Below are 22910 nucleotides of genomic sequence, written 5' to 3' on the forward strand. Positions count from 1 at the left end.
CCCCTCTCGGTTCACTCGCCGCGGTACAGCTCGCGCTTGTCGATGTAGCGCACGACGCCGTCCGGCACCATGTACCAGATGGGGTCGCCCTTGGCGACTCTCGCACGGCAGTCCGTGGAGGAGATGGCCAGCGCGGGAACCTCCACCAGCGAGACGCCGCCCTCCGGGAGGCCGTGGTCGGTCAGGGGATGGCCCGGGCGGGTGCAGCCGATGAAGTGCGCGAGGGAGAACAGCTCCTCCGAGTCGCGCCAGGTGAGGATCTGGCCGAGGGCGTCGGCGCCGGTGATGAAGAAGAGGTCGGTGTCGGGGTTGAGGGCCCGCAGGTCGCGCAGGGTGTCCACGGTGTAGGTCGGGCCGCCGCGGTCGATGTCGATGCGGCTGACCGAGAACTGCGGGTTCTCGGCGGTGGCGATCACCGTCATCAGATAGCGGTCCTCGGCCGGGGACACCGTGCGGTGGCTCTTCTGCCAGGGCTGTCCGGTCGGGACGAACACCACCTCGTCCAGGTGGAACTGCGCGGCGACCTCACTGGCCGCCACGAGGTGCCCGTGGTGGATCGGGTCGAACGTTCCGCCCATGACGCCGAGGCGGCGCTTGCCGGGGTTCGACGGTCCGTTGCCCGGTCCGCTCGGCCGACGGGTCTCGGTGCCGCTCGACGTGTCCTTCGCCGGACCGGTAGGCATGTCCTGCTCTCCCATGCGTGCAGACCCTACCGGCCCGACCTGAGCGCCTGGTTCGGCGGCTGCCCGGGATGCCCCGCTTCGGGGGGACGACGGGTTCAGCGGTCGCGGTTGAAGCGGGTGGTGATCCACAGCAGGAGCAGCAGGAGGACCAGGGCGCCGCCACCGGTGATCGCGGGGTTGAGGCTGTCGTGGTTGCCGCCCTCGGCCTCGGCCAGGGTGACCAGGTGCGCGGCGGTGGTGTGGAGGCTCATCTTCGGCGGGACCTATCCGGTAGGCGGGGAAAGATGTCGGCCCATCGTAAGCGGGAGCCGTGGCGGCGATCACGCCGACTCCTCCGTCGGGGAACTCCCGGCGGTCCTCAGTCGTCTTTCCGCTTGTAGCCCCGCAGCAGGAACCACCCGGTGAACGCGCAGCCCAGGATCATCACCACCAGCACGACCCGGAGCAGGTACCCCGATCCCTGGTGCTGAGGGGCGCTGGCGGCCGCGGCGAGCCAGGCGGCTGCTGGGATGTGCTCCATGGTGCGGGACTCTCCTTCGGTGTGGTGCCCGTCCACGGTAACTCCGCCTAGGCTGGGCCTTGCTTCGGGGGCGCAAAGGGCCGCACAAGGGTCCGCAAAGGGCCACTACAAGCATGTGGGGGAAGACATGTCCGACGACGGCCACGAGCACAACGGACACGAGCACGTACCGAGCAGGCAGCGCCGGCGCTTCCCGGGGATCTCCTCCCGTGCGTACGAGCATCCGGCGGACCGCAGCGCGCTGGTGGCGCTGCGCAAGCTGAGCGGCTTCGACACGGTCTTCAAGGCGCTCAGCGGGCTGTTGCCCGAGCGCAGTCTGAGGCTGCTGTTCCTGTCCGACTCGGTGCGCGTGTCCGACCAGCAGTTCGCCCACCTCAACGACATGCTGCGGGACGCCTGTTACATCCTGGACCTGGAGAAGGTCCCGCCGATGTACGTCAACCAGGACCCGCAGCCGAACGCGATGTGCATCGGCCTGGACGAGCCGATCATCGTCGTCACCACCGGCCTCGTCGAACTGCTCGACGAGGAGGAGATGCGGGCGGTCATCGGCCACGAGGTGGGCCACGCGCTGTCCGGGCACGCGGTGTACCGCACGATCCTGCTGTTCCTGACCAACCTGGCGATCCGGGTCGCCTGGATCCCGCTGGGCACGCTGGCGATCATGGCGATCGTGACGGCGCTGCGGGAGTGGTTCCGCAAGTCGGAGCTGTCCGCCGACCGGGCGGGGCTGCTGGTGGGGCAGGACCTGAAGGCCTCGATGCGCGGTCTGATGAAGATCGCGGGCGGTAACCACCTGCACGAGATGAACGTGGACGCGTTCCTGAAGCAGGCCGACGAGTACGAGGCGGGCGGCGATCTGCGCGACTCGGTGCTGAAGATCCTGAACCTGCTGCCGCGCTCCCACCCGTTCACCACCATCCGGGCGGCCGAGCTGAAGAAGTGGTCCGAGACCCGGGACTACCAGCGGATCATGGACGGCCACTACCCGCGGCGCGACGAGGACAAGGACACCTCGGTCTCCGACTCCTTCCGTGAGTCGGCGGCGAGCTACGCCAGCAATGTGAAGAGCTCCAAGGACCCGCTGATGAAGCTGGTCAGCGACATCGCCGGCGGGGCGGGGGGCCTGGGCGGCCGCGTACGGCGCGGCTTCGACGGCTTCACGAGCCCGTCACAGGGCGAGGACCGCCCGCAGGACGAGCCGCCGACGGACACTCCGCCGCGCACCGAGGACTGACCGGACCGGAAGGGGCCGACGGGGCGGGGACTCCCCGTCGGCCGTTCCCATCTCGCTCAGACCTTGGGCAGCGCGCTGGTCGCGAGCGTGCCGCACAGGGCCGTCGTGCCGCCCGTCGCGTACGGGTCGGTGCCGGCCGGGCCGCCCGACTTCGCCGTCTGGCCGGCCAGCAACGGGTGGAGGTGGTTGGTGGAGTCCTCGGCGCAGGACAGCGGCCCGGCCTGGACGTAGGAGACGGTCAGCTGGGCCTGGTGCAGCCGCAGGTCGTCGCGGTCGAAGCGGAAGTGCAGCTCGCGCCGGACGGTGAACAGGGACGCCGGGGCCTTCGCGGCGGAGCCGGTCGGCCTCAGCGCGTAGACGAAGGTGTGGTCGGCGGTCACCTCGAGGGTGGCGGAGTCGGTCTCGGCGGCCTGCAGGCTGCCCTCGACGCGGATCCTGGGGTCCGCGAGCTCGGCGCGGGTCTGGTCGAAGCGGACCAGCCAGCCGGTCGGCTGATGGCGCCCGTCGGGGGTCGGGCGGGCGAAGCTCTGGTCGAACTGGTCGAGCTGGTCGCCGTCGAGCATGACGCGCACGGAGCGGACTTCCTGGCCGCCGATCACCTCGGGGTAGAGCGAGGAGCGGACGATGTAGTCCTTCGCAGTGGTCAGGGCGGCGACCACCTGGCTGTCGGAGAAGTGCGCGGTTCGGCGCGTGGGCGGCAGCGGTATGCCCTCGGCGCCGACCCGGAACTGCGCGGCGGGGCTGTGCGCGAACAGGTACTCGGGATCGGCCGCCCCGGGCACCTTGCCCTGCGGGGAGAGCGGTATGACCGTCATCCGCAGGGGTTCGACGGGCCGGCGGTCGGCGGGCGTCTGGTAGGGGTGCCGTACACCCATGTAGATCGCCGTCCCGAAGGCGACGGCGATCAGCAGAACCAGGATGAGGGCCTGCCGGGACAGGCCCCGGTGGAGGGGCGGGCGGCGCCGTACGGCGGGCGCGTGGTCGGCCATGCGCTCCTGCGCGGAGAACTCCTGGAGGCGGGCAGCGCGGACGAACGACTCGTCGAAGACGACGGATCGGTACTCGTCCTCTCCACCTCCGGGGGCGCCCTCGGGTGTCCCCTCAGGTGGGTCTCCAGGCCCGCCCATACCTTCAGGGTAGGTCTTGGGAAGCCCCGGTAAACGCCCTGGTGCGCGACAACTTCTGACAGGTTCTCACCAGAACCGGCAGAGTCCGCGAAGCGGCCGCTCAGGGAGTGCGCGGGATCACCGAGACCGCGGGCGGGGAGGTGTCGGCGGAAGCGGAGGGCGGAGCGGCGCTGCCCTGTTCCAGGCCCGTCGAGGCGGGCGGCGGCACCTGGTCCCGGTTGCTGGAGGAGGCGCCCCGGTAGACCGCGGTGAAGGCCAGCGCGACCATGCCGATGCCCATCACGATGGCCAGCATCCAGGCGACCGGACGGTGCCAGTTGACCTTCTTGCCGTACGTCCCCGGGGCGCCGTAGCGGCCTTCGAGGACGTCGGTGTCGTCCAGGTCGTCGAAGTCGGGATCATGGCCGAACCCGGAGGGGTCGTACCCGTCCTCGTAGCGCTCCCCGCGGGCGTGGGCGCGGCGGGCCTCGGCCTCGGAGGCCTCGGCTCTTGCCTGGGCGGCGGCCAGGAGACGTTCGACGGCGGTCGGCTCGTGCACCACGGCCGCCCGTACGAAGGCCTCGTCGAAGACCACGGAGGCGAACTCTTCGTCCGACACCCCGCGGTCGTGGTCGTCGTCGGGCTCCCAGCCGTCAGGGAACGGCGTGCCCCCCACGTCCTCCGGCACGGATCCAGAGTAGACCTGGGGGGTCAATTTGGGCAGACGGTAGGGAAATTCATCCGCTGGGTGAGACGACTCTCATGCGGCGAGGTCGCGTGCCGGGCGCATATGCCCCGCCGGTGGGTGCCCGTTCCCTCAGCGGCGGATGTGCCCGTCGCCGGTGACGATGTACTTGGTGCTGGTCAGCTCCGGCAGGCCCATGGGGCCGCGGGCGTGCAGCTTCTGCGTGGAGATGCCGATCTCCGCGCCGAAGCCGAACTGGCCGCCGTCGGTGAAGCGGGTCGAGGCGTTCACGGCGACGGTGGTGGAGTCGACCAGCTGGGTGAAGCGGCGGGCGGCCTGCTGCGAGGTCGTCACGATCGCCTCGGTGTGACCGGACGACCACAGCCGGATGTGCTCGACGGCCTTGTCGAGGGAGTCCACCACGGCGGCCGCGATGTCGTAGGACAGGTACTCGGTGTCCCAGTCGTCCGGTGTGGCCTCGACGACGGTGGCCTTCGTGTCCTTCGCGTACGCCAGCACCCGCGGGTCGGCGTGCACGGTCACCCCGGCCTCCGCGAGGGCGTCGAGGGCGCGCGGCAGGAACTCGGGGGCGATGTCCTGGTGGACCAGCAGGGTCTCGGCCGCGTTGCATACGCTGGGCCGCTGGGCCTTGGAGTTGATCAGGATGTCGACGGCCATGTCGAGGTCGGCGTGGGCGTCGACGTAGACGTGGCAGTTGCCGGTGCCGGTCTCGATGACGGGGACGGTGGACTCGTTGACCACGGTCTGGATCAGCGAGGCGCCGCCGCGCGGGATGAGGACGTCGACCAGGCCCCGGGCCCGCATCAGCTCGCGGACGCTCTCGCGGCTCTCGCCGGGCACGAGCTGGATGGCGTCGGCGGGCAGCCCCGCCCCGCCGACGGCGTCCCGCAGGACCCGCACCAGGGCGGTGTTCGACTCGTAGGCGGAGGCCGAGCCGCGCAGCAGGACCGCGTTGCCGGACTTCAGGCACAGGGCGGCGGCGTCCACGGTGACGTTCGGGCGGGCCTCGTAGATGATGCCGACGACACCGAGGGGCACGCGGACCTGGCGCAGGTCGATGCCGTTGGGCAGGGTCGAGCCGCGGACGACCTCGCCGACCGGGTCGGGCAGCGCGATGACGTCGCGGACGTCGGAGGCGATGGCGCGCACCCGCTCCGGGGTGAGCGTGAGGCGGTCGATGATGGCCTCGCTGGTACCGGCCTCGCGGGCCTTGGCGATGTCCTTCGCGTTCGCCTCGACGATCTCGCTCGTACGGACCTCCAGGGCGTCCGCCACGGCGCCCAGCGCGTCGTCCTTGACCGCGCGCGGCAGCGGGGCGAGGTCGGCGGCGGCGGCCTTGGCGCGGTAGGCGGCCTGGGTGACCGGGGACATGGAGTCGTACGGCGAAAGCGTGGTCATGAGGGAAGGGTAGTGCGCCGGACGGGCCCGTCTACCGCTCATCCCAAACAACGAGACGGTCTCAAAAGGGGTGAACTCCGACAGGGGTCGCCGGCGGCGGGCCGTAGCCCTCCGCGAGGCGCTGGTGGTAGGTCTCGCGGTCGATGACCTCCAGGCCGACGATCTCCCAGGGCGGCAGCTGGGCGGTGCGCCGGTGCTCGCCCCACAGCCGCAGGGCGACCGCGGCCGCGTCGTGCAGGTCGCGGGCCTCCTCCCAGTACCGGATCTCCGCGTGGTCGCCCGCATACCTGCTGGTCAGGAGGAAGGGATGGTCGTGGGCGAGCTGCTCGAGACCGCGCCGGACCTCCGCCAGGGGAGCCTCGGCGCCGGAGACGCTGAGCGTGACATGCCACAGGCGCGGCAGATCGGCCGGTTCCTCGTACCGCTCGCCGGCCGTCACGCTGGTCAGGGCCCGCTCCTCGCCGGGCGCGCGGGAGGAGGCGCCCCCGGTACCGCCGGTGCCACCGCGGGACGTCGTCCCAGGGCGCACTCGTCTCACGACGGCCTCCTTTTTCCCAGGGTCGAGCAGTGCTCGCGCGGAAGGTGTCCCTGAGACAAAGTTGAGCAGGCCCGGAGCCGCCACGTGACGCTTTTGCGGAACGTCCACCACCGGGGGAGGACGATTCGGTCCAATTACGGGTGCAGGAGCACCAGATCGTCCCTGTGTACGACCTCGCGCTCGTACGCGGCGCCCAGTTCGCGGGCGAGCTCCCGGGTGGAGCGGCCGAGCAGCTGGGGGATCTCCTTGGCGTCGAAGTTGACGAGCCCGCGGGCCACCGCGCGTCCCTGGGCGTCGCGCAGCTCCACCGGGTCCCCGGCGACGAACTCCCCCTCGACGGCGGCGATTCCGGCCGGCAGCAGCGACTTGCGGCGCTCGACGACCGCCCGTACGGCGCCGTCGTCCAGGGTGAGCGAGCCCTGCGGGGTGGAGGCGTGCTGGAGCCACAGCAGACGGTCCGCGGAGCGCTTGCCGGTGATGTGGAAGTAGGTCCCGGTGTCCCCGCCGGACAGCGCCTCTGCGGCGTGCACGGCACTGGTGAGGACCACGGGGATGCCGGCCGCGGCGGCGATCCCGGCCGCCTCGATCTTGGTGACCATGCCGCCGGTGCCGACGCCGGCCTTGCCCGCGCTGCCGATCTCCACTCCCGCGAGGTCCTCGGGGCCCCGCACCTGAGCTATCCGCGAGGTGCCGGGTCTGCCCGGGTCGCCGTCGTAGACGCCGTCGACGTCGGAGAGCAGGACCAGCAGGTCGGCGTGGACGAGGTGCGCCACCAGGGCCGCGAGACGGTCGTTGTCGCCGAAGCGGATCTCGTCGGTGGCGACGGTGTCGTTCTCGTTGACGACCGGGAACGCGCCCATCGCGAGGAGCTTGTCGAGGGTGCGGGAGGCGTTGCGGTGGTGGGCACGGCGGCTCATGTCGTCGCTGGTCAGCAGGACCTGGCCGACGCGGACGCCGTAGCGGGCGAAGGAGGCGGTGTAGCGGGCCACCAGAAGGCCCTGGCCGACGCTGGCGGCGGCCTGCTGGCGGGCCAGGTCGCGGGGGCGGCGGCGCAGGCCGAGGGGGGCGAGGCCGGCGGCGATGGCACCGGAGGAGACCAGGACGATCTCCTTCTCTCCCCCGCTGCGGCTCTTGGCCAGGACGTCGACGAGCGCGTCGACCCGGTCGGCGTCCAGGCCGCCGGAGGCGGTGGTCAGCGACGAGGAGCCCACCTTGACCACGATCCTGCGGGCCTGAGCCACGCCCTGCCTTACCCCTGCCACCTGCTTGTCCGTCCCCTCGCGCACTCGGGTCTCCCCGCCACGCAATCTACGCGAAGGGGGCCGCACGCCGCGCGCCGGTCCAGTCCCCGGACAGATGCCACGCGGCGAGGACGACCGGCGTCAGGCCGCCGCCGCCGTGCCGCCCGGCGTCGTGGTTCGGGGGGTTTCGGCCGGGGTGGGCCGGGGGCTCATCGCGCGGCGGGCCTTGCCCACCGCCCGGCGCAGGAGGGAGGCCGCGGTGTGTTCCCGGTAGCCGGGTACGGCCCGGGCCTCGCGGGGGGCGGCGCGGTAGAGGGAGTCGGGGATGCCGAGCGAGGCCTCGCGGAAGTAGGGGTAGGCGAAGTAGACGTGGTGGCCCCTGCGTTCGAGGACCGCCTCCGGCTGCTTCTTCGCCTTCAGGAACTCCAGGAACCCGGCGAGGAGTTCGGGCTGCTGCTCGGCGACGAGGTGCAGCCGTATTCGCTCCTCGACCTTGAGGCGCCCGGCGACCGTGCTGGTCCAGAACTCCTTCATCAGCGGTTCGGCCAGTTCGAACTTGTGCCCGCGGACCTGCTCGCTGTCCGTGAGGAACTTCGGCCCGAACTGCGGCAGCAGCGTGATCAGGAAGGGCCGCACCATGAGCGCGTCACGCCGCTCCCCCGCGGGCACGAACTCGGCGATCAGGTTCATCAGGGCGCGCGCGGAGTCGAAGCGCAGGGTGTAACTCCCGGTCTTCGTCACGTGTTTGCCGTCGTCGCGGCCCACCAGGTAGTAGCAGGTGTGGTCGCCGACCACGGAGACGCCGTCGGCCCGCAGATACGCCTCCATGGTGAACAGCGCGTCCTCGCCGGTCCACAGCGACTCGTCGAAGCGCATCCCGTGCCGTTCGAGAAGCGCGCGGCGGAAGAGTTTCTGCGCGCTCAGGGTGAACTTGATGCTGGAGGAGAAGACGTCGGTGCGCTCCAGGGTCTCCCAGGCGATCCGCGGCGCCGAGCGATTGATGCCCTCGATCCTGCCGAGGACCACATCCGTGCCGTTGCGGTCGGCCGCCGCGACCATCCGCTCGAGCGCCTCGGGTCCGAGCCGGTCGTCGGCGTCAAGGAAGAACACGTACCGCCCGGCGGCCTTGCCGAGCCCGACGTTGCGCGGGCCGCTGGGGCCGCCGGAGTTCTGCTGGCGGATCACGGTGACCGGCATGGCCGCCCGCTCGGCGAACCGCTCCAGGTAGTCCCCCGTCCCGTCCGTCGAGCCGTCGTCGACCGCGATGACCTCGATCCGCTCAGCCCCGATGGTCTGGGCCTCGACGGACGCGAGGCACTCGACCAGGTAGGGCATCGCCTCGTAGGCCCCGATGACGACGCTCACATCAGGCTGCGCCACGGTCACGTTTCCCCCTTGTCACAGGAAGTTCCCCCTCAGTCGGCTCGTTCGTCATCTTCTAGACGGACGGCCGCTCGGGGCGGTTGCCTGGACATACGTAAGAAGGGCCCGGTTTTCGAGGATCACTCCTCAGAAAACCGGGCCCTTCTCACCTGTTTCACACGGTCGGCGGCTGCGGGGCCGGCTGTGGGGCGGACAGCGCGTCCGAGAGTTCGTCGGCGCCGGGGGTTCCGGCCGCGGAGGCACGGGACTCCTGGCCGAGGTTGCGGGTGTCGGCCTTGAGGGCCAGCTCCTTGACCGCGGTGTTGAACTGCTCGATGGAGGTGGGCTCGTCCGGGCCGAGGAGGTACTGCTTGAGTTCCTTGCGGTCCTCGGCCAGCGGGTCCGCCTTCGGATCGCGTACGGCGGCCAGCAGCTCGCCCATCTCGGCGGCCTTGTTGGAGAGGATCACCGCGGCGCGCACGGCGGTGTTCTGCCGCTTGAACTCCTCCACCCCCAGCTCGGCGGAGTCGGTGACCGCGTACGGCTTGCCGCTCGCGATGAAGTCGGAGACGACGGAGGAGATGTCGGAGACCATCGCGTCGGAGACGTTGAAGCAGTCGAACAGGCGCGGCTCGGCGCCCTCGATGACGCGGTGCTCCCACGCCGGGAACGAGCGCCAGTAGGCCTCGTTCCACTCGCCGCGCAGCCGGGCGACCTCCTCGTACCGGGCGACGTCGACGACGCCGTCCCGGGTGGCCTCGGCCTCGTCGGCCTTGTCGCCGCCGGCGCCGACCAGCTCGGCGATCCGGGCCTCGATGCGGACGAGGTCGGCCTTCGCCTTCTCCTGCCCGGCCGTGTCTGCGGTGAAGCGGGAGTCGGCGGCGCGCTCGGCGGCGGCCTTCTCCACCAGGGCGACGATGCGCCGGTGGGCGGCGGCGGCCTTCGGCAGGACCGTGCCCGTGAAGGGGTGCGGCTTGTACAGGACGCGCACCGGCGGGTCGGCCTTGACCAGCTTCTTCACGATGTTCTCGCCGGCGAGCATGATCGAGGTGTTGCCCGGGTCGCCGTCCCAGCCTTCCCAGGTCGGAGCGTAGAGCACGGTCGGGATGCGGCCCTCCGGCACGCCCTCCCAGCCCCGGATCGGCGCGAGCTGCGGGCGGCCGACCTCGACGATGTCCTCGTCGCGGACGCCGACGTCGGCGATGGCGTAGCGGTCGCGGCCCGCGCGGCCGGCGGTCCACACCTCGTCGTAGGCCTTGCTGAACGGGTTGACGCTGGCCAGCTTGTCGCTGTCGCCGTGGCCGATGAAGACGTGCTTCATGGTGGGCACGCGCAGCAGGTGGATGTTCTTGCCGACGTTCGCGGCGTACAGCGCGACGCGCACCGTGGACAGGTCCATGTTCATCAGGTGCACCCCTCCGGGCACGCAGATGACGGGGACCGTGGTGGGGGCGAGGTTCTGCAGGATGACCCGCTCGCGCAGGATGATCAGCGGCCGGGAGTCCAGCTGCTCCATGGTCTCCAGCCACATGTTGACCTGGTAGGCGGAGTCCTTGGAACCGGAGAAGTACAGCACCGTCTCCGGCTTGTACGCGCGCAGCCAGTCGTCGACGGCGGCCAGCACCTTGTCGGCGTTCGGCGGGATCTTGTGGCCGCGGACGTACGGCAGGAGCGCCAGGACGTACAGGCTGCCCAGGCCGAGGGTGAGGCCGATGCCGATGAAGCCGGCCACGGAGGAGCCCGCCTCGGCGGAGATCAGTATGCCGACGACGGCCGCGAGGTCGAGGTGGAGCATCTTCTCGGCCGACCGGTCGAGCAGGCCCAGCGGCGGCGCGTCCGGGATGTTGATCCGCGACTTCAGGTCGACGTTGCGGGTGGCGACCGGCATCCGGCGGCGGTTGCGGATCAGCGTGACCACGGCGCCGTGCGGGGCCTGGAGGCCGTAGAACGCGATGAAGCAGCCGATCGCGCCGTAGTAGATCAGGTTGTTCGCGAGGTCCAGCCGGGCCAGCAGCAGGATCAGCAGCAGCTCCCGGATCAGGAAGCGGATCGAGAGACCGGCTCGCACCTTGCTCAGCCGGTTGATCAGATAGCTGCCCTTGCGGTGCAGGTAGTGGTCGGCCAGGTATGTCACGGCGGCCGCTGCCGCGAAGGCGTAGACGCTCGGGATGAGCGCGGCCACCATGATCGCCGGGAAGCCCAGCATCAGGAGGACCGCCGCGGCCAGCTCGGCCGCGCTGCCCACCCGGGCGACGCGAATAGCGGTGGATATCACGTAAAACCTGCTCTGGGAGGGGAAGTGCCGGTTTTGTTCTTTACGGATTCAGGCCCCTGCGAACGCCCGGTCAATGCACTGCATTAACGCCGGAAAGCAGAGGCCTGAATAACGGAAGGCTAATTGTGATCGATTATTACACGCCGTCCTGACGGTCCAACACCGCGGCCAGCGCCTGGTCGAAGCCGGTCGCCTCGGCGGCACCCGCCGTCGGGTCCTGCTGGCGTACGTCGATGACATGGCCGGTGAGCTCGGAAAGCAGCACGTCCAGCGAGGTGCGCGCCACCGCCTCGGAGGACAGCAGCGAGCCCGCGGGCTCCTGGCCGAAGGCCTTGGTGCGCATCGGCGTGGCGGTGCGCTCCGGGTTGATGCAGTTGACGCGGACGCCGTCGCCGGCCCACTCGTCGGACAGGGCCTGGGTGAGGTTCACCATCGCGGCCTTGGTCGAGGAGTACAGGCTGTACTCGGCGCGGCCGCGGGTGTAGCTGCTGGAGGTGTACAGCAGCAGCTGGCCCTTGGTCTCGGCGAGGTACTTGTAGCTCGAACGTGCGATCTGTACCGGCGCCAGGTAGTTGACCTTCAGCGCCTCCTCGATGGTCGCGTTGTCGGTCTCGGCGAGCTTGCCGATGCGCAGCACACCGGCGGTGTTGACGACGTAGTCGATCCGGCCGGTCTCCGCGTACGCCTTGGACAGCGCGTCGTCGACCTCCTCCGGGTTCTCCACGTGGGTGCCGGTGGTGGAGCGGCCCAGCGCGTACACACGGGCGCCGTAGGACTCGGCGAGTTCGGAGATGTCCTTGCCGATGCCGTAGGAGCCGCCGAAGACGACGACGGTCTTGCCGGTGAGCAGCTCGCGGTACGCCTCGTCGCCGTTCTGCTCGGGGGCCGCCGTGGAGGCGAGCTGGAAGAGCTTGTCGGCGATGAAGACGTCGACCGGCTGGGTGACCTTCATGTTGTACTCGTCGCCCGCGACGACGTGGATGGGCACGTCCGGCAGGTACTTGAGTACGACGGAGCAGTCGTCCGTGGCCTGGAAGTTGGGGTCGCCGGCGGCGACCTCGTAGGCGCGGCGGATCGTGGAGAGCTTGAAGGCCTGCGGGGTCTGGCCGCGGCGCAGCCGGGAGCGGTCCGGAATCTCCGTGATGAACTCGCCGTCCTGGCCGTGGGTGCGGGTCACGATGATGGTGTCCGCGGACGGGATGGCCACGTCGACGGCCTCGTAGCGCTCCAGGGCCACCACGCAGTCGTCGATGACGCGCTGCGACAGCAGGGGGCGTACGGCGTCGTGGAAGAGGACGTTGAGGTCCTCGCCCTGCGCCAGACCCTCGCCGAGGGCCTCGATGGCGCGCTCGGTGGTCCCGTTCCGCGTGGAACCGCCCTCGATGATCTTCTTGACCTTGGTGAACCCGGCCTTGGCGACGATCTTCTCGACGTCGGGCACGTAGCCCGGCGCCATCAGCACGATGATGTCGTCGATCGAGTCCGCCTTCTCGAAGGTGGTCAGGGTGTGCTCGATGACTGCCTTGCCGGCGATCTTCAGCAGCTGCTTGGGGATCGACAGACCCACCCGCTGGCCGGTACCACCGGCCAGGATCACTGCGGTGGTACGGGGCTTGGCTATGTGCTGGGACACAGAGGACCTACCTTGGGGCGACAGGGAACGGGGAAATGGTCCCACTTGCGGTTACCGCTGTGCAAGGTGAGCGCCGTTCACTGCATATGTACGCGCTACCTGGCATTCACCTTGCACTGCTGGTGACCGCCGGAACCCCGCCGAGAGCGCCCGCGGAATTGCTGTGAGTAACGGCACAGGACCCGTACGTCCATGCAGGTGATCCGGGCCGCCATCTCGGCGCCGATCCTCGGCGCGGGCCTCGACCGAGCGGGGTGGGCCTGCACGAATTCTTCATACGCGTCACCGCGCCGTTTCGTACGAGTCTGGAATACAGCTCGTCCGGGAGGCCATTGCCGCGGAATTCCTTGTCAAGATTCCGCAGCATTTCGGTCTCGGCGAGGATGAGGGACCGATCGGCGGTGCCGGTCTTGTGCGGGCCGATGTGCAGCAGTCGACCGGGACGCGGACGAGGCCTGGGACACGGTGCGTCCCAGGCCCCCGGTCACACGATCTCCGCTCAGAACGGCTCGAAGTCGTCGTACTCCCGCTCCGCATCGCGGTCCCGGCGGCGCTGGGCCGCAGGTCGCGGCGCCTCGAAGCGGTGGTCCTCGCCGCGCCGGCCCAGCATCTCCGCCCCGGCGGTCATCGACGGCTCCCAGTCGAAGACGACCGCGTTGTCCTCGGGGCCGATGGCGACGCCGTCGCCCGCGCGGGCCCCGGCCTTCATCAACTCCTCCTCGACACCGAGCCGGTTGAGCCGGTCCGCGAGGTAGCCCACGGCCTCGTCGTTGTTGAAGTCGGTCTGCCGCACCCAGCGTTCGGGCTTCTCGCCGCGCACCCGGAACAGTCCCTCGTCCTCGCGGGTGACGGTGAAGCCGGTGTCGTCGACGGCCTTCGGGCGGATGACGATGCGCGTCGCCTCCTCCTTGGGCTTCGCCGCCCGGGCCTTCGCCACCAGGTCCGCGAGCGCGAACGACAGCTCCCGCAGGCCGAGATGGGCGACCGCGGACACCTCGAAGACCCGGTATCCGCGGGCCTCCAGATCCGGCCGCACCATCTCCGCGAGGTCCTTGCCGTCCGGTACGTCGATCTTGTTGAGGACGACGATCCGCGGCCGCCGGTCGAGCCCGCCGTACTGCTTCAGCTCCTCCTCGATGACGTCGAGGTCGGAGACGGGGTCACGGTCGGACTCCAGGGTCGCGGTGTCCAGGACGTGCACGAGCACGCTGCACCGCTCGACGTGCCGCAGGAACTCGAGGCCCAGGCCCTTGCCCTGGCTGGCTCCGGGGATCAGTCCCGGCACGTCCGCGATGGTATAGACGGTCGAACCGGCCGTGACCACACCGAGGTTGGGGACCAGCGTGGTGAAGGGGTAGTCCGCGATCTTCGGCTTGGCCGCGCTGAGCACCGAGATCAGCGAGGACTTGCCCGCGCTCGGGTAGCCGACCAGCGCCACGTCCGCGACCGTCTTCAGCTCCAGGACGACGTCCTGCAGATCCCCCGGCTCACCGAGCAGCGCGAACCCCGGCGCCTTGCGCCTGGCCGACGCCAGCGCCGCGTTGCCGAGCCCGCCGCGGCCGCCCTGGGCGGCGACGTACGAGGTGCCGTGGCCGACCAGGTCGGCGAGGACGTTGCCCGCCTTGTCGAGGACGACGGTGCCGTCCGGGACGGGCAGCACCAGGTCCTGGCCGTCCTTGCCGGAGCGGTTGCCGCCCTCGCCGGGCTTGCCGTTGGTGGCCTTGCGGTGCGGGGAGTGGTGGTATTCGAGCAGCGTGGTGACGGACTGGTCGACGGTGAGGATCACATCGCCGCCGCGTCCGCCGTTGCCGCCGTCGGGTCCGCCGAGCGGCTTGAACTTCTCACGGTGGACGGAGGCACAGCCGTGGCCTCCGTTACCCGCGGCGACGTGCAGCTCGACGCGGTCCACGAAGGTGGTCATGGGGGGTGCCTCCAGGAGAACGGGGATGTCTCTTACGTAACACGCGAAAGGCGGACCCGCCTTCCCGCACGGGAAGTGAGGTCCGCCTCGCGAAGCGTTCGGTCTGTGTCTAAGCCTGGGCGTCCAAGCCTGGCTCAGGCGACCGGAACGATGTTCACGACCTTGCGGCCACGGTGGGTACCGAACTCCACCGCACCGGCCTGCAGCGCGAACAGCGTGTCGTCGCCGCCACGGCCGACGCCGGCGCCGGGGTGGAAGTGGGTGCCGCGCTGGCGGACCAGGATCTCACCCGCGTTGACGACCTGACCGCCGAAGCGCTTCACGCCGAGCCGCTGGGCGTTCGAGTCGCGACCGTTCCGGGTGGACGATGCGCCCTTCTTGTGTGCCATCTCTCCTCAGTCCCTTACTTCGCAGCCGCGGGGATCTCAGTGACCTTGATCGCCGTGTACTGCTGGCGGTGGCCCTGGCGACGGCGGTAACCCGTCTTGTTCTTGTAGCGCAGAATGTCGATCTTCTGGCCCTTGTGATGGTCCACGACCTCGGCCTGGACCTTGATGCCGGCCAGCACCCACGGGTCGCTGGTCACGGCGTCGCCGTCGACAACGAGCAGGGTCGAGAGCTCGACCGTGTCGCCAACCTTGGCAGTGGAAATCTTGTCAACCTCAACGATGTCACCGACAGCAACCTTGTGCTGGCGGCCACCGCTGCGCACGATGGCGTACACGCGGATCTCACTCTCTCGCTCGGGAACGGCACCCCCGCAGTCCAGCCGTCCGGCACGCGGGCAGCCTCTCCGCGGCACTCTGTGCTACAGAGGAAGAGGTTTACGGGGATGTGGCGTGGCCTTGTCCACAGACACGCCGACGGTCAAGAGTACGGGGACGCGCCTGAGACGGTCAAACCAGGTCCGGACAGGGCGGGAGGACGGCGGTCCGGGGCGCCGGAAGCCGCCGCGTCTACCCGGATCGGCTGCCGTTACGCTGTGACCCCAGACATACACCCACAGGCCACCGGCCGTACACACCGTGGCCACACTACGCAGGGCTTCCGGACAGGAGACAGGTACAGCAGATGTCGATCAAGGTGAGCGTCATCATTCCGGTGTACAACCCGGGAAAGTACATCCAGCCCTGCATCGACTCACTGGTGCGGCAGACCCTGCCCGCCGACGAGTTCGAAGTCCTGTTCGTGAACGACGGCTCGACCGACGACACCCCGGAGAAGCTCGAGGCCCTCGCGAAGGAGCACCCGCACTTCCGGGTCATAAGCATCCCGAACTCCGGCTGGCCCGGTAAGCCCAGGAACATCGGTGTGGGCGAGGCGAAGGGCGAGTACGTCCAGTTCCTCGACCAGGACGACTACCTCGCCTCCGACGCCCTGCGCCGGCTCTACGAGATGGGCCACCGCAACGGCTCGGACATCGTCATCGGCAAGGTGGCCAGCAACTTCCGCGGCGTCCCGCACGGTGTCTTCCGCGTGGACCGCGAGAAGTGCACCATCCACAACGCCCCGCTGTACGACAGCCTCACCCCGCACAAGATGTTCCGCACGGAGTTCCTGCGCGAGAACAAGATCGCCTACCCCGAGGGCAAGCGGCGCCTCGAGGACCAGCTGTACATGATGGAGGCCTACTTCCCCGCGAAGGTCGTCTCCATCCTCGGCAGCTACACCTGCTACTACTACTCGAAGCGTGACGACGGCAACAACGCCGGCTCGGCCCGCATCGTCCCCTCCGGCTACTACGGCAACCTCCGCGAGGTCCTCGACGTCGTCGTCGCCAACACCGAGCCCGGCGACTTCCGCGACCTGCTGCTGCGGCGCTTCTACCGGGTGGAGATGCTCGGCCGGCTGAGCGAGCCCAGCGTCCTGAAGTACGACGAGGCCTATCTCGACGAGATGGTCGACGCCGTGAAGCCGCTGGCCGAGACCTACATGACCGACGGTGTGCACAACGGGCTCGGGGCGCTCGCCCGCGTCCGCTCCACCCTGCTGCGCCGCGACGACCGGCAGGGCCTGGTGCGCTTCGCCAAGCTGATGAGCTCCATCAAGGGCGTGGCCCGCCTGGAGGACGTCGCCTGGCAGAGCGACGGCAAGTTCGCCGTCACCGTCAGCGCCCGCCTGGTCGTCGGCGACGACGCCGAGCCGCTGCGGCTGCTGCGCCGCGACGACCGGCTCCTCCTGCACCCCGACCTCACCGAGGGCTACCTGGGGGAGGGCGAACTGGTCGACGTCACCGACGAGTTGGACGGCTTCAAGGCCGAGATGTCGCTGCGCAACCGGGAGACCGCGGTCGAGTGGCCGTGCGCCGCGAAGTACACGGCCGCGGTGCAGGACCTGGGCGACGGTGTGTGCGAGGTCGTGCTGCGCGGCACCGGCCAGGTCAGCCCCCAGGGCGTCAAGGGCCGCGGTCCGGTCTCCCGCGGCTTCTGGGACATCTGGGTGCCGGTCCGCGGCCTCGGCGTGGTCCGCAAGGCCCGCCTCGGCGCCGACCGCGCGCCCCACGTCGACCAGGACTGCCTCCCGGCGCTCCTCGGCTCCCCCTCCCGCGCGGTCATCCCGTACTTCACCGACCCGCACGGCAACCTCACCCTCGACGTGGACCGCCGCAGCAAGAGGCTGGCCACGTACCTGGAGAACCGCCCCGTGCAGCGGATGCCCGGCGAGCGGCCGGAGCTCCGGCTCGACCTGTTCACCCGCGGGGTGACCGCCCCGTACCAGACCGACCTGGTCCTGACCTCCGACGGCGGCCGCTCCTACACGCTGCCCGGCGAGGTCCGTCCGGTCGCGGAGCGCGGGCACATCGTGCTGCCCGAGCGGGCGGCGGGCGTCCCCGCCGGGGAGTGGAAGCTCTCGGCGAAGCTGGACGGGGAGAAGAACGAGGCGCTCGAGCTGTGCGAGGTGACGGTCCGCGGCAACGGCAAGGTGCAGATCAGCAGCGATCTGCCCGTCGTGGACCCCGCGCTCGTGCGCACGGCGCTGGCCAGGCGGCGCAAGGAGAACGTCCGCCGCAGGCTGAGCGCCGTCGGCGGCCCCGTCGTCCGCCGGCTGCCCTCGCCGGCCCGCAAGAAGCTCCGGGGACTGGCGAAGAAGCTGGTCGGCTGACCGGCGTCACGGTCTCGACCCGGCGAACAAGCAAGAGGATGTGATCACCATGCGGGAGCTCGGCATCGCCGGCGCCTGGATACTCGAACCGAAGATCTTTCCGGACGCCCGCGGGAGCTTCCACGAGTGGTTCAAGGGGGGCGAGTTCGAGAAGGCCCTGGGCCATCCGCTGAACCTGGCCCAGGCCAACTGCTCGGTCTCCAGCCGCGGCACGCTGCGCGGCATCCACTTCGCGGACGTGCCGCCCAGCCAGGCGAAGTACGTGAAGTGCGTTCGCGGCGCCGTGCTGGACGTCATCGTCGACATCCGCGTCGGCTCACCGACGTACAAGCAGTGGGAAGCGGTGCGTCTGGACGACGTGGACCACCACTCGGTCTACCTCTCCGAGGGGCTCGGGCACGCCTTCATGGCGCTGACCGACGACGCGACGGTCGTCTACCTGTGCTCCGAGGGGTACGCCCCGCAGCGCGAGCACGGCATCCACCCGCTCGACGCGGAGCTCGGCATCGAATGGCCGTCCGGTCTGACGCCCGTCCTGTCCGACAAGGACGCCGCGGCGCCGACCCTGGCCGAGGCGGAGGCGGAGGGCCTGCTGCCGTCGTACGCGGACTGCCAGGCCTATTACGCGCAGCTGCGCGGCTGAGCCGGTCACCGAGGGGGCCTCGCGGATCCGTCCGCGAGGCCCCCTGCGCGTGTCAGCCGAGCGGCCAGGCGCCGCCGTGCCCGCCCTTGATACCCGGCCCGAGATCCAGGCCGGACACGGGGAACGCGAGCAACTGGGATCCGCCGCGCCACACCCGGATCTGCCCCTGGTCCGCGACCACGAGGTTGGCCCGCTTGTCCCCGTAGGTGTACTGGAGCACCGCCGAACTTCCGGGCACAGCTCGCGCCCCCTCGGTGGTCAGCCCCTCGGCGCTCCCTCTGAGCACGATGAGTTCCTCCGGGCCGGTCCGGGGCCGGGTCGAGAACACCACGTCGGCGTATCCGTCGCCGTCCACGTCGCCGACCGCCGGTGCGGCGCCGAACGTGCAGGGCATGAAAGGGCCGCCGACCGGCAGGCCCGCGGTGTTCTCGGTGATGCGTGACGTCTTCAGCGTCCCGCCGTACAGGACGGACAGCCGGCTTCCCCCTTCCGGAACCATCGTGTCGCCGAGCATTTCGCAGGGCAGGCCGGCCACGACGTCGTCGTGACCGTCGTGGTTCAGGTCCGCGGTCCGCAGGGACGAACCGTAGAAGCCGTCCGGCAGCCGGGGTCCCCGGACCAGCTTTCCGCCGGCCGCCCCCCGGTACAGGACGGTGGCGCGGGCGACGGGCGCGTAGTCCGCGAGGATGGACCAGCTGACCAGCAGGTCGTCCTTGCCGTCGCCCGTGACGTCCCCGAGGGCGGCGGGCACCCCGACGGCGTAGTGGGAATCGCTCGGCGGCGTCAGGTCGAGGGAGACGGTCCGGCGCGGTGTGCCCTCGCGGCTGAACGGGCCCAGCAGGATCCGTACGGTGTTGTCGTCGAGTTCGGCCCCGCCGACGACCAGGTCGGTGTGTCCGTCGCCGTCGACATCGCCCGCGAGCGGCCGCGATCCCGTCAGCCGGGCCGCCGCCGCACCGGACGGCCCCTTGTCGCTCCCCCAGACGACGAAGAGCGTCTTACGGCCCGCCTGGGTGACGAGGTCGGCCCTGCCGTCACCGTCGAGGTCGGCGGTCACGGTGGTGCCCGCGCTGCCGAAGGCGCCGCCCTCGCCCGCCTTGCCGAAGCCCAGGTCGTCCTGGGTGACGACCTGGGGCTTCTTGATCCGGGGGCCGTGGGCCGAACCGCGCAGGACGGCCGCGTAACCGGCGGCGTACTTCCCGTGCACGGTCGCGGTCGTGTCGCCGACGACGAGATCGCCGTACCCGTCGCCGTCGAAGTCGGACCGGACCCCCGGATGACGTGCTCGTCCCTCAGCCGGGCCGCCGGAATCGCAGGCGGACAGCAGGAGAAGCAGAACGGCAACCGCGCCAAGCGCTCTTTTCATGCAACCTCGGACCGCCGACGGCCGTGCGAGGTTGCACAGGAACGGCGTGGGTCAGCCCCGCTCGGCCTTGAGCAGCGCGGGGAACGCCTCGGTCAGCGCCTCCCGCCAGTCACGGATCGGCGTGATCCCGGCCGCGGCCCACCGGTCGTGGCCCAGCACGCTGTAGGCCGGCCGGGGAGCCGGGCGTACGAAGGCCTCGCTGGTGGTCGGACGGACCCGCTCGGGGTCCGCGCCGAGCCGCTCGAAGATGGCCCGGGTGAACCCGAACCACGTCGTCTCGCCGGAGCTGGTGCCGTGGTAGACACCGGCCGGCGCGCCGCCGGCCAGGGCGGCGCGGCCCAGCTCGTACAGCAGCCCGGCGAGATCGGCGCTCCAGGTGGGCTGTCCGCGCTGGTCGTCGACGACGTCGAGGGTGTCCTTGACGCCCTCCAGCTTGATCATCGTACGGACGAAATTGGGGCCTCCGGCGCCGTAGAGCCAGGCGGTGCGGACCACGTAGCCGCGCTCCGGCAGGCTTTTCAGCACGGCCTGCTCGCCGGCCAGCTTGGTGCGGCCGTAGGCGCTGCGCGGGGCGGTGGGGGCGTCCTCGGCGTACGGCTCGTCGGCGTCGCCGGCGAAGACGTAGTCCGTGGAGACGTGCAGCAGCACGGCCCCGGTGCGGGCGCAGGCCTCGGCGAGGTGGCGGGGGCCGTCGCCGTTGATCCGCAGCGCCTCGTCCTCACGGGTCTCGGCGTCGTCGACGGCGGTCCAGGCCGCGCAGTTGACGACGACGGCGGGCCGGTGCTCCTCGAGCGCCCGGATGACGGCGTCGGCGTCGGTGAGGTCCAGGGCGGCGCGGTCCAGCGCGACGGCCGTCTCCTCGGCCTCGGCCAGCCGGGCCAGGACGTCCTGGCCCAGCATCCCGCCCGCGCCCGTGACCAGCCAGGTGCGGTCGCCGCTCACAGGGCCGCCCGCTCCTTCAGCGGCTCCCACCAGGCGCGGTTGTCGCGGTACCACTGCACGGTCTCCGCGAGGCCCTGCTCGAAGCTCTTGCGGGGCTCGTAGCCGAGCTCCTCACGGATCTTGGTGCAGTCGACGGAGTAGCGGCGGTCGTGGCCCTTGCGGTCCTGGACGTACTCGACGCTGGTGTCCCAGTCCGCGCCGCACGCCTTCAGCAGCAGCTCGGTCAGCTCGCGGTTGGACAGCTCGGTGCCGCCGCCGATGTTGTAGACCTCACCGGGACGGCCCTTGGTGCGCACCAGCTCGATGCCCTGGACGTGGTCGTCGATGTGCAGCCAGTCGCGGACGTTGCCGCCGTCGCCGTACAGCGGGACCTTCTTGCCGTCGAGGAGGTTGGTCACGAACAGCGGGATGACCTTCTCGGGGAAGTGGTGGTGCCCGTAGTTGTTGGAGCAGCGGGTCACGCGCACGTCCAGGCCGTGGGTGCGGTGGTACGACAGCGCGATCAGGTCGCTGGAGGCCTTCGCCGAGGAATAGGGCGAGTTGGGCTGCAGCGGGTGCGTCTCGGGCCAGGAGCCCTCGTCGATGGAGCCGTAGACCTCGTCGGTGGAGATGTGCACGAAGGTCTTGATCCCGGCCCGGTGCGCGGCGTCGATCAGCGTGTGGGTGCCGACCACGTTCGTGCGGACGAACTCCGCGCCGCCGTCGATGGAGCGGTCCACGTGCGACTCGGCGGCGAAGTGCACCACCTGGTCGTGCTCGGCCATCAGCTTGCCGACGAGCTCGACGTCGCAGATGTCGCCCTGCACGAAGGAGAAGCCGGGGTGCTCGCGCACCTCGTCGAGGTTGGCCGGGTTGCCCGCGTACGTCAGCTTGTCCAGCACGGTGATCGCGACGTCACCGGGGCCCTCGGGGCCGAGCAGCGTACGGACGTAGTGCGAGCCGATGAAACCGGCACCGCCGGTCACCAGGATCCGGGTGGCGGGGGATGTCATGAAGAGATCTGCACCTTGCTGTGATCACCGAGCACGAGCCGGTGGGCCGAAGGGTTACGGGGAGCGGGCGTCACCTCGACGTCCCGCCCGATGAGCGAGGCCTCCACCCGGCGCACGCCGGTCACGGACGAGCCGCGCAGCACAATGGAGTACTCGATTTCGCTGTCCTCGATCCGGCAGTCCTCGGACACGGAGGTGAAGGGGCCGATGTACGCGTTCTCCACCACCGTACCGGCGCCGACGATGACGGGGCCCACGATCCGGCTGCCGCTGACGCGCGCGCCGGCCTCGATGCGCACCCGGCCGATGATCTCGCTGTCGTCGCTCACCGTGCCCTCGGTCACCGGCTCCACGGTCTCCAGGACCGAGCGGTTGACCTCCAGCATGTCGGTGACGTTGCCGGTGTCCTTCCAGTAGCCCGAGATCGTGGTGGAGCGGACGTCGCGCTTGTCGTCGATCAGCCACTGGATGGCGTGGGTGATCTCCAGCTCGCCGCGCCAGGAGGGCTCGATGGAGCGGACGGCCTCGTGGATGGCCGGGGTGAAGAGGTAGACGCCGACGAGCGCCAGATCGCTCTTGGGCACCTTCGGCTTCTCCTCCAGGCCCACGACCCGGCCGTCGGCGTCGAGCTCGGCGACACCGAAGGAGGTGGGGTTGGGCACCTGGGTCAGCAGGATCTGGGCGTCGGGCCGCTCGGCGCGGAACTCCTCCACCAGGCCGGTGATGCCGCCGACGATGAAGTTGTCGCCGAGGTACATGACGAAGTCGTCGTCGCCGAGGAAGTCCTGGGCGATGAGCACGGCGTGCGCGAGGCCCAGCGGTGCTTCCTGGGGGATGTAGGTGACCTCGATCCCGAACCGGGAGCCGTCCCCCACCGCCTCGCGGATCTCGTCCGCGGTGTCGCCGACGACGATGCCGACCTCGCGGACGCCGGCCTCGGCGATGGCCTCGAGGCCGTAGAACAGCACCGGCTTGTTGGCGACGGGCACCAGCTGCTTGGCCGAGGTGTGGGTGATCGGACGGAGACGGGTACCCGCTCCCCCGGAGAGCACGAGAGCCTTCACGTATTGGTCCCCATCACTGCATCTTCGCCGGGACGAAAGTCCCAACTTGTCTGAATTTACGGTTAACTTTGAGTAGCATCATAACCTTGCCTGCACGCCTCCGGTTCACCGTGGGTACCGACCGGGGCGTCTGAGGCCGCACGAACGCGATCCGCCCCCGGTCGTCGGACCGGGGGCGGAT

General features: G+C 70.3%; 21 protein-coding genes. 3 read left to right on the top strand and 18 right to left on the bottom strand.

What is annotated here, in order from left to right:
• Positions 1-11: 11 nt before the first annotated feature.
• The 3 genes from nadD to ACWCQ1_RS19190 all read right to left on the bottom strand — a co-directional run bounded on the left by nadD (position 12) and on the right by ACWCQ1_RS19190 (position 1203).
• Entirely contained in the window at positions 12-698 is a 687-nt protein-coding gene (gene nadD, locus ACWCQ1_RS19180) for a nicotinate-nucleotide adenylyltransferase (RefSeq protein ID WP_451026964.1), read from the bottom strand.
• Between the two features lie 80 nt (positions 699-778).
• Entirely contained in the window at positions 779-934 is a 156-nt protein-coding gene (locus tag ACWCQ1_RS19185; RefSeq protein WP_165954708.1) for a hypothetical protein, read from the bottom strand.
• A gap of 107 nt (positions 935-1041) precedes the next feature.
• Positions 1042-1203, bottom strand: coding sequence for a hypothetical protein (locus ACWCQ1_RS19190; RefSeq protein ID WP_133041023.1), 162 nt, complete (start codon positions 1201-1203; stop codon positions 1042-1044).
• A 127-nt stretch (positions 1204-1330) separates the two neighbouring features.
• Here ACWCQ1_RS19190 and ACWCQ1_RS19195 point away from each other — a divergent pair, with 127 nt between their 5' ends.
• On the top strand, positions 1331-2440 hold the full coding sequence (locus ACWCQ1_RS19195; RefSeq protein WP_358593381.1) for a M48 family metallopeptidase: 1110 nt from the start codon (positions 1331-1333) through the stop codon (positions 2438-2440).
• A gap of 56 nt (positions 2441-2496) precedes the next feature.
• Here ACWCQ1_RS19195 and ACWCQ1_RS19200 read toward each other — a convergent pair whose 3' ends face one another.
• The 11 genes from ACWCQ1_RS19200 to rplU form a co-directional block, all read right to left on the bottom strand.
• Positions 2497-3567, bottom strand: coding sequence for an SCO2583 family membrane protein (locus ACWCQ1_RS19200; protein ID WP_133041021.1), 1071 nt, complete (start codon positions 3565-3567; stop codon positions 2497-2499).
• 100 nt (positions 3568-3667) lie between these two features.
• Positions 3668-4234 carry an SCO2584 family spore wall biosynthesis protein gene (locus ACWCQ1_RS19205; protein WP_441349313.1) on the bottom strand — a complete coding sequence of 189 codons (567 nt, stop codon included), beginning with the start codon at positions 4232-4234 and terminating at the stop codon, positions 3668-3670.
• A gap of 129 nt (positions 4235-4363) precedes the next feature.
• The gene (locus tag ACWCQ1_RS19210; protein ID WP_208785222.1) at positions 4364-5650 is read right to left on the bottom strand and encodes a glutamate-5-semialdehyde dehydrogenase; all 1287 of its coding nucleotides are present in this window, start codon (positions 5648-5650) and stop codon (positions 4364-4366) included.
• A gap of 61 nt (positions 5651-5711) precedes the next feature.
• Positions 5712-6188 (bottom strand): hypothetical protein, encoded by a 477-nt coding sequence (locus ACWCQ1_RS19215; protein WP_358593379.1) that lies wholly within the window; start codon positions 6186-6188, stop codon positions 5712-5714.
• A 134-nt stretch (positions 6189-6322) separates the two neighbouring features.
• Positions 6323-7429: a glutamate 5-kinase gene (gene proB / locus ACWCQ1_RS19220; protein WP_358593680.1), complete on the bottom strand. Its 1107-nt coding sequence runs from the start codon at positions 7427-7429 to the stop codon at positions 6323-6325.
• 141 nt (positions 7430-7570) lie between these two features.
• Positions 7571-8815: a glycosyltransferase family 2 protein gene (locus tag ACWCQ1_RS19225; protein ID WP_358593378.1), complete on the bottom strand. Its 1245-nt coding sequence runs from the start codon at positions 8813-8815 to the stop codon at positions 7571-7573.
• A gap of 151 nt (positions 8816-8966) precedes the next feature.
• Positions 8967-11066, bottom strand: a complete 2100-nt coding sequence (locus tag ACWCQ1_RS19230) for a hypothetical protein (RefSeq protein WP_165954707.1) — start codon at positions 11064-11066, stop codon at positions 8967-8969.
• Between the two features lie 136 nt (positions 11067-11202).
• Complete coding sequence (locus tag ACWCQ1_RS19235; protein WP_451026965.1) at positions 11203-12699, bottom strand: D-ribitol-5-phosphate cytidylyltransferase; 1497 nt, start codon at positions 12697-12699, stop codon at positions 11203-11205.
• 499 nt (positions 12700-13198) lie between these two features.
• Positions 13199-14620 (bottom strand): GTPase ObgE, encoded by a 1422-nt coding sequence (obgE, locus tag ACWCQ1_RS19240; protein WP_133041015.1) that lies wholly within the window; start codon positions 14618-14620, stop codon positions 13199-13201.
• Between the two features lie 134 nt (positions 14621-14754).
• Entirely contained in the window at positions 14755-15009 is a 255-nt protein-coding gene (rpmA, locus tag ACWCQ1_RS19245; protein ID WP_023550764.1) for a 50S ribosomal protein L27, read from the bottom strand.
• A gap of 14 nt (positions 15010-15023) precedes the next feature.
• The gene (gene rplU / locus ACWCQ1_RS19250) at positions 15024-15344 is read right to left on the bottom strand and encodes a 50S ribosomal protein L21 (RefSeq protein ID WP_004931419.1); all 321 of its coding nucleotides are present in this window, start codon (positions 15342-15344) and stop codon (positions 15024-15026) included.
• 347 nt (positions 15345-15691) lie between these two features.
• Here rplU and ACWCQ1_RS19255 point away from each other — a divergent pair, with 347 nt between their 5' ends.
• Both ACWCQ1_RS19255 and rfbC read left to right on the top strand, forming a co-directional pair.
• The gene (locus ACWCQ1_RS19255) at positions 15692-17722 is read left to right on the top strand and encodes a glycosyltransferase family 2 protein (protein ID WP_451026966.1); all 2031 of its coding nucleotides are present in this window, start codon (positions 15692-15694) and stop codon (positions 17720-17722) included.
• A 49-nt stretch (positions 17723-17771) separates the two neighbouring features.
• Complete coding sequence (gene rfbC, locus ACWCQ1_RS19260) at positions 17772-18365, top strand: dTDP-4-dehydrorhamnose 3,5-epimerase (protein WP_358593376.1); 594 nt, start codon at positions 17772-17774, stop codon at positions 18363-18365.
• A 52-nt stretch (positions 18366-18417) separates the two neighbouring features.
• Here rfbC and ACWCQ1_RS19265 read toward each other — a convergent pair whose 3' ends face one another.
• The 4 genes from ACWCQ1_RS19265 to ACWCQ1_RS19280 are packed head-to-tail and all read right to left on the bottom strand — an operon-like array spanning position 18418 to position 22729.
• Positions 18418-19731, bottom strand: a complete 1314-nt coding sequence (locus ACWCQ1_RS19265; RefSeq protein WP_451026967.1) for an FG-GAP repeat domain-containing protein — start codon at positions 19729-19731, stop codon at positions 18418-18420.
• A 51-nt stretch (positions 19732-19782) separates the two neighbouring features.
• Positions 19783-20673 carry a dTDP-4-dehydrorhamnose reductase gene (rfbD, locus tag ACWCQ1_RS19270; protein ID WP_358593374.1) on the bottom strand — a complete coding sequence of 297 codons (891 nt, stop codon included), beginning with the start codon at positions 20671-20673 and terminating at the stop codon, positions 19783-19785.
• Positions 20670-21665: a dTDP-glucose 4,6-dehydratase gene (rfbB, locus tag ACWCQ1_RS19275; RefSeq protein ID WP_133041010.1), complete on the bottom strand. Its 996-nt coding sequence runs from the start codon at positions 21663-21665 to the stop codon at positions 20670-20672. Before rfbB ends, rfbD begins: the two co-directional genes overlap by 4 nt.
• A complete protein-coding gene (locus tag ACWCQ1_RS19280) occupies positions 21662-22729 on the bottom strand; it encodes a glucose-1-phosphate thymidylyltransferase (protein ID WP_356768151.1) in 1068 nt (355 codons plus the stop codon). Before ACWCQ1_RS19280 ends, rfbB begins: the two co-directional genes overlap by 4 nt.
• Between the last annotated feature and the right edge of the window lie 181 nt (positions 22730-22910).

It is taken from the genome of Streptomyces sp. NPDC002144 (assembly GCF_053593695.1).

Excerpts from the sequence above, each read along its gene's own strand:
- ACWCQ1_RS19195 (WP_358593381.1), top strand. The coding sequence starts at position 1,331 with ATGTCCGACGACGGCCACGAGCACAACGGACACGAGCACGTACCGAGC.
- ACWCQ1_RS19185 (WP_165954708.1), bottom strand. The coding sequence starts at position 934 with ATGAGCCTCCACACCACCGCCGCGCACCTGGTCACCCTGGCCGAGGCC.
- ACWCQ1_RS19200 (WP_133041021.1), bottom strand. The coding sequence starts at position 3,567 with ATGGGCGGGCCTGGAGACCCACCTGAGGGGACACCCGAGGGCGCCCCC.
- rpmA (WP_023550764.1), bottom strand. The coding sequence starts at position 15,009 with ATGGCACACAAGAAGGGCGCATCGTCCACCCGGAACGGTCGCGACTCG.
- obgE (WP_133041015.1), bottom strand. The coding sequence starts at position 14,620 with ATGACCACCTTCGTGGACCGCGTCGAGCTGCACGTCGCCGCGGGTAAC.
- ACWCQ1_RS19265 (WP_451026967.1), bottom strand. The coding sequence starts at position 19,731 with ATGAAAAGAGCGCTTGGCGCGGTTGCCGTTCTGCTTCTCCTGCTGTCC.
- nadD (WP_451026964.1), bottom strand. The coding sequence starts at position 698 with ATGGGAGAGCAGGACATGCCTACCGGTCCGGCGAAGGACACGTCGAGC.
- rfbB (WP_133041010.1), bottom strand. The coding sequence starts at position 21,665 with ATGACATCCCCCGCCACCCGGATCCTGGTGACCGGCGGTGCCGGTTTC.
- rfbC (WP_358593376.1), top strand. The coding sequence starts at position 17,772 with ATGCGGGAGCTCGGCATCGCCGGCGCCTGGATACTCGAACCGAAGATC.
- ACWCQ1_RS19255 (WP_451026966.1), top strand. The coding sequence starts at position 15,692 with ATGTCGATCAAGGTGAGCGTCATCATTCCGGTGTACAACCCGGGAAAG.
- ACWCQ1_RS19190 (WP_133041023.1), bottom strand. The coding sequence starts at position 1,203 with ATGGAGCACATCCCAGCAGCCGCCTGGCTCGCCGCGGCCGCCAGCGCC.
- ACWCQ1_RS19210 (WP_208785222.1), bottom strand. The coding sequence starts at position 5,650 with ATGACCACGCTTTCGCCGTACGACTCCATGTCCCCGGTCACCCAGGCC.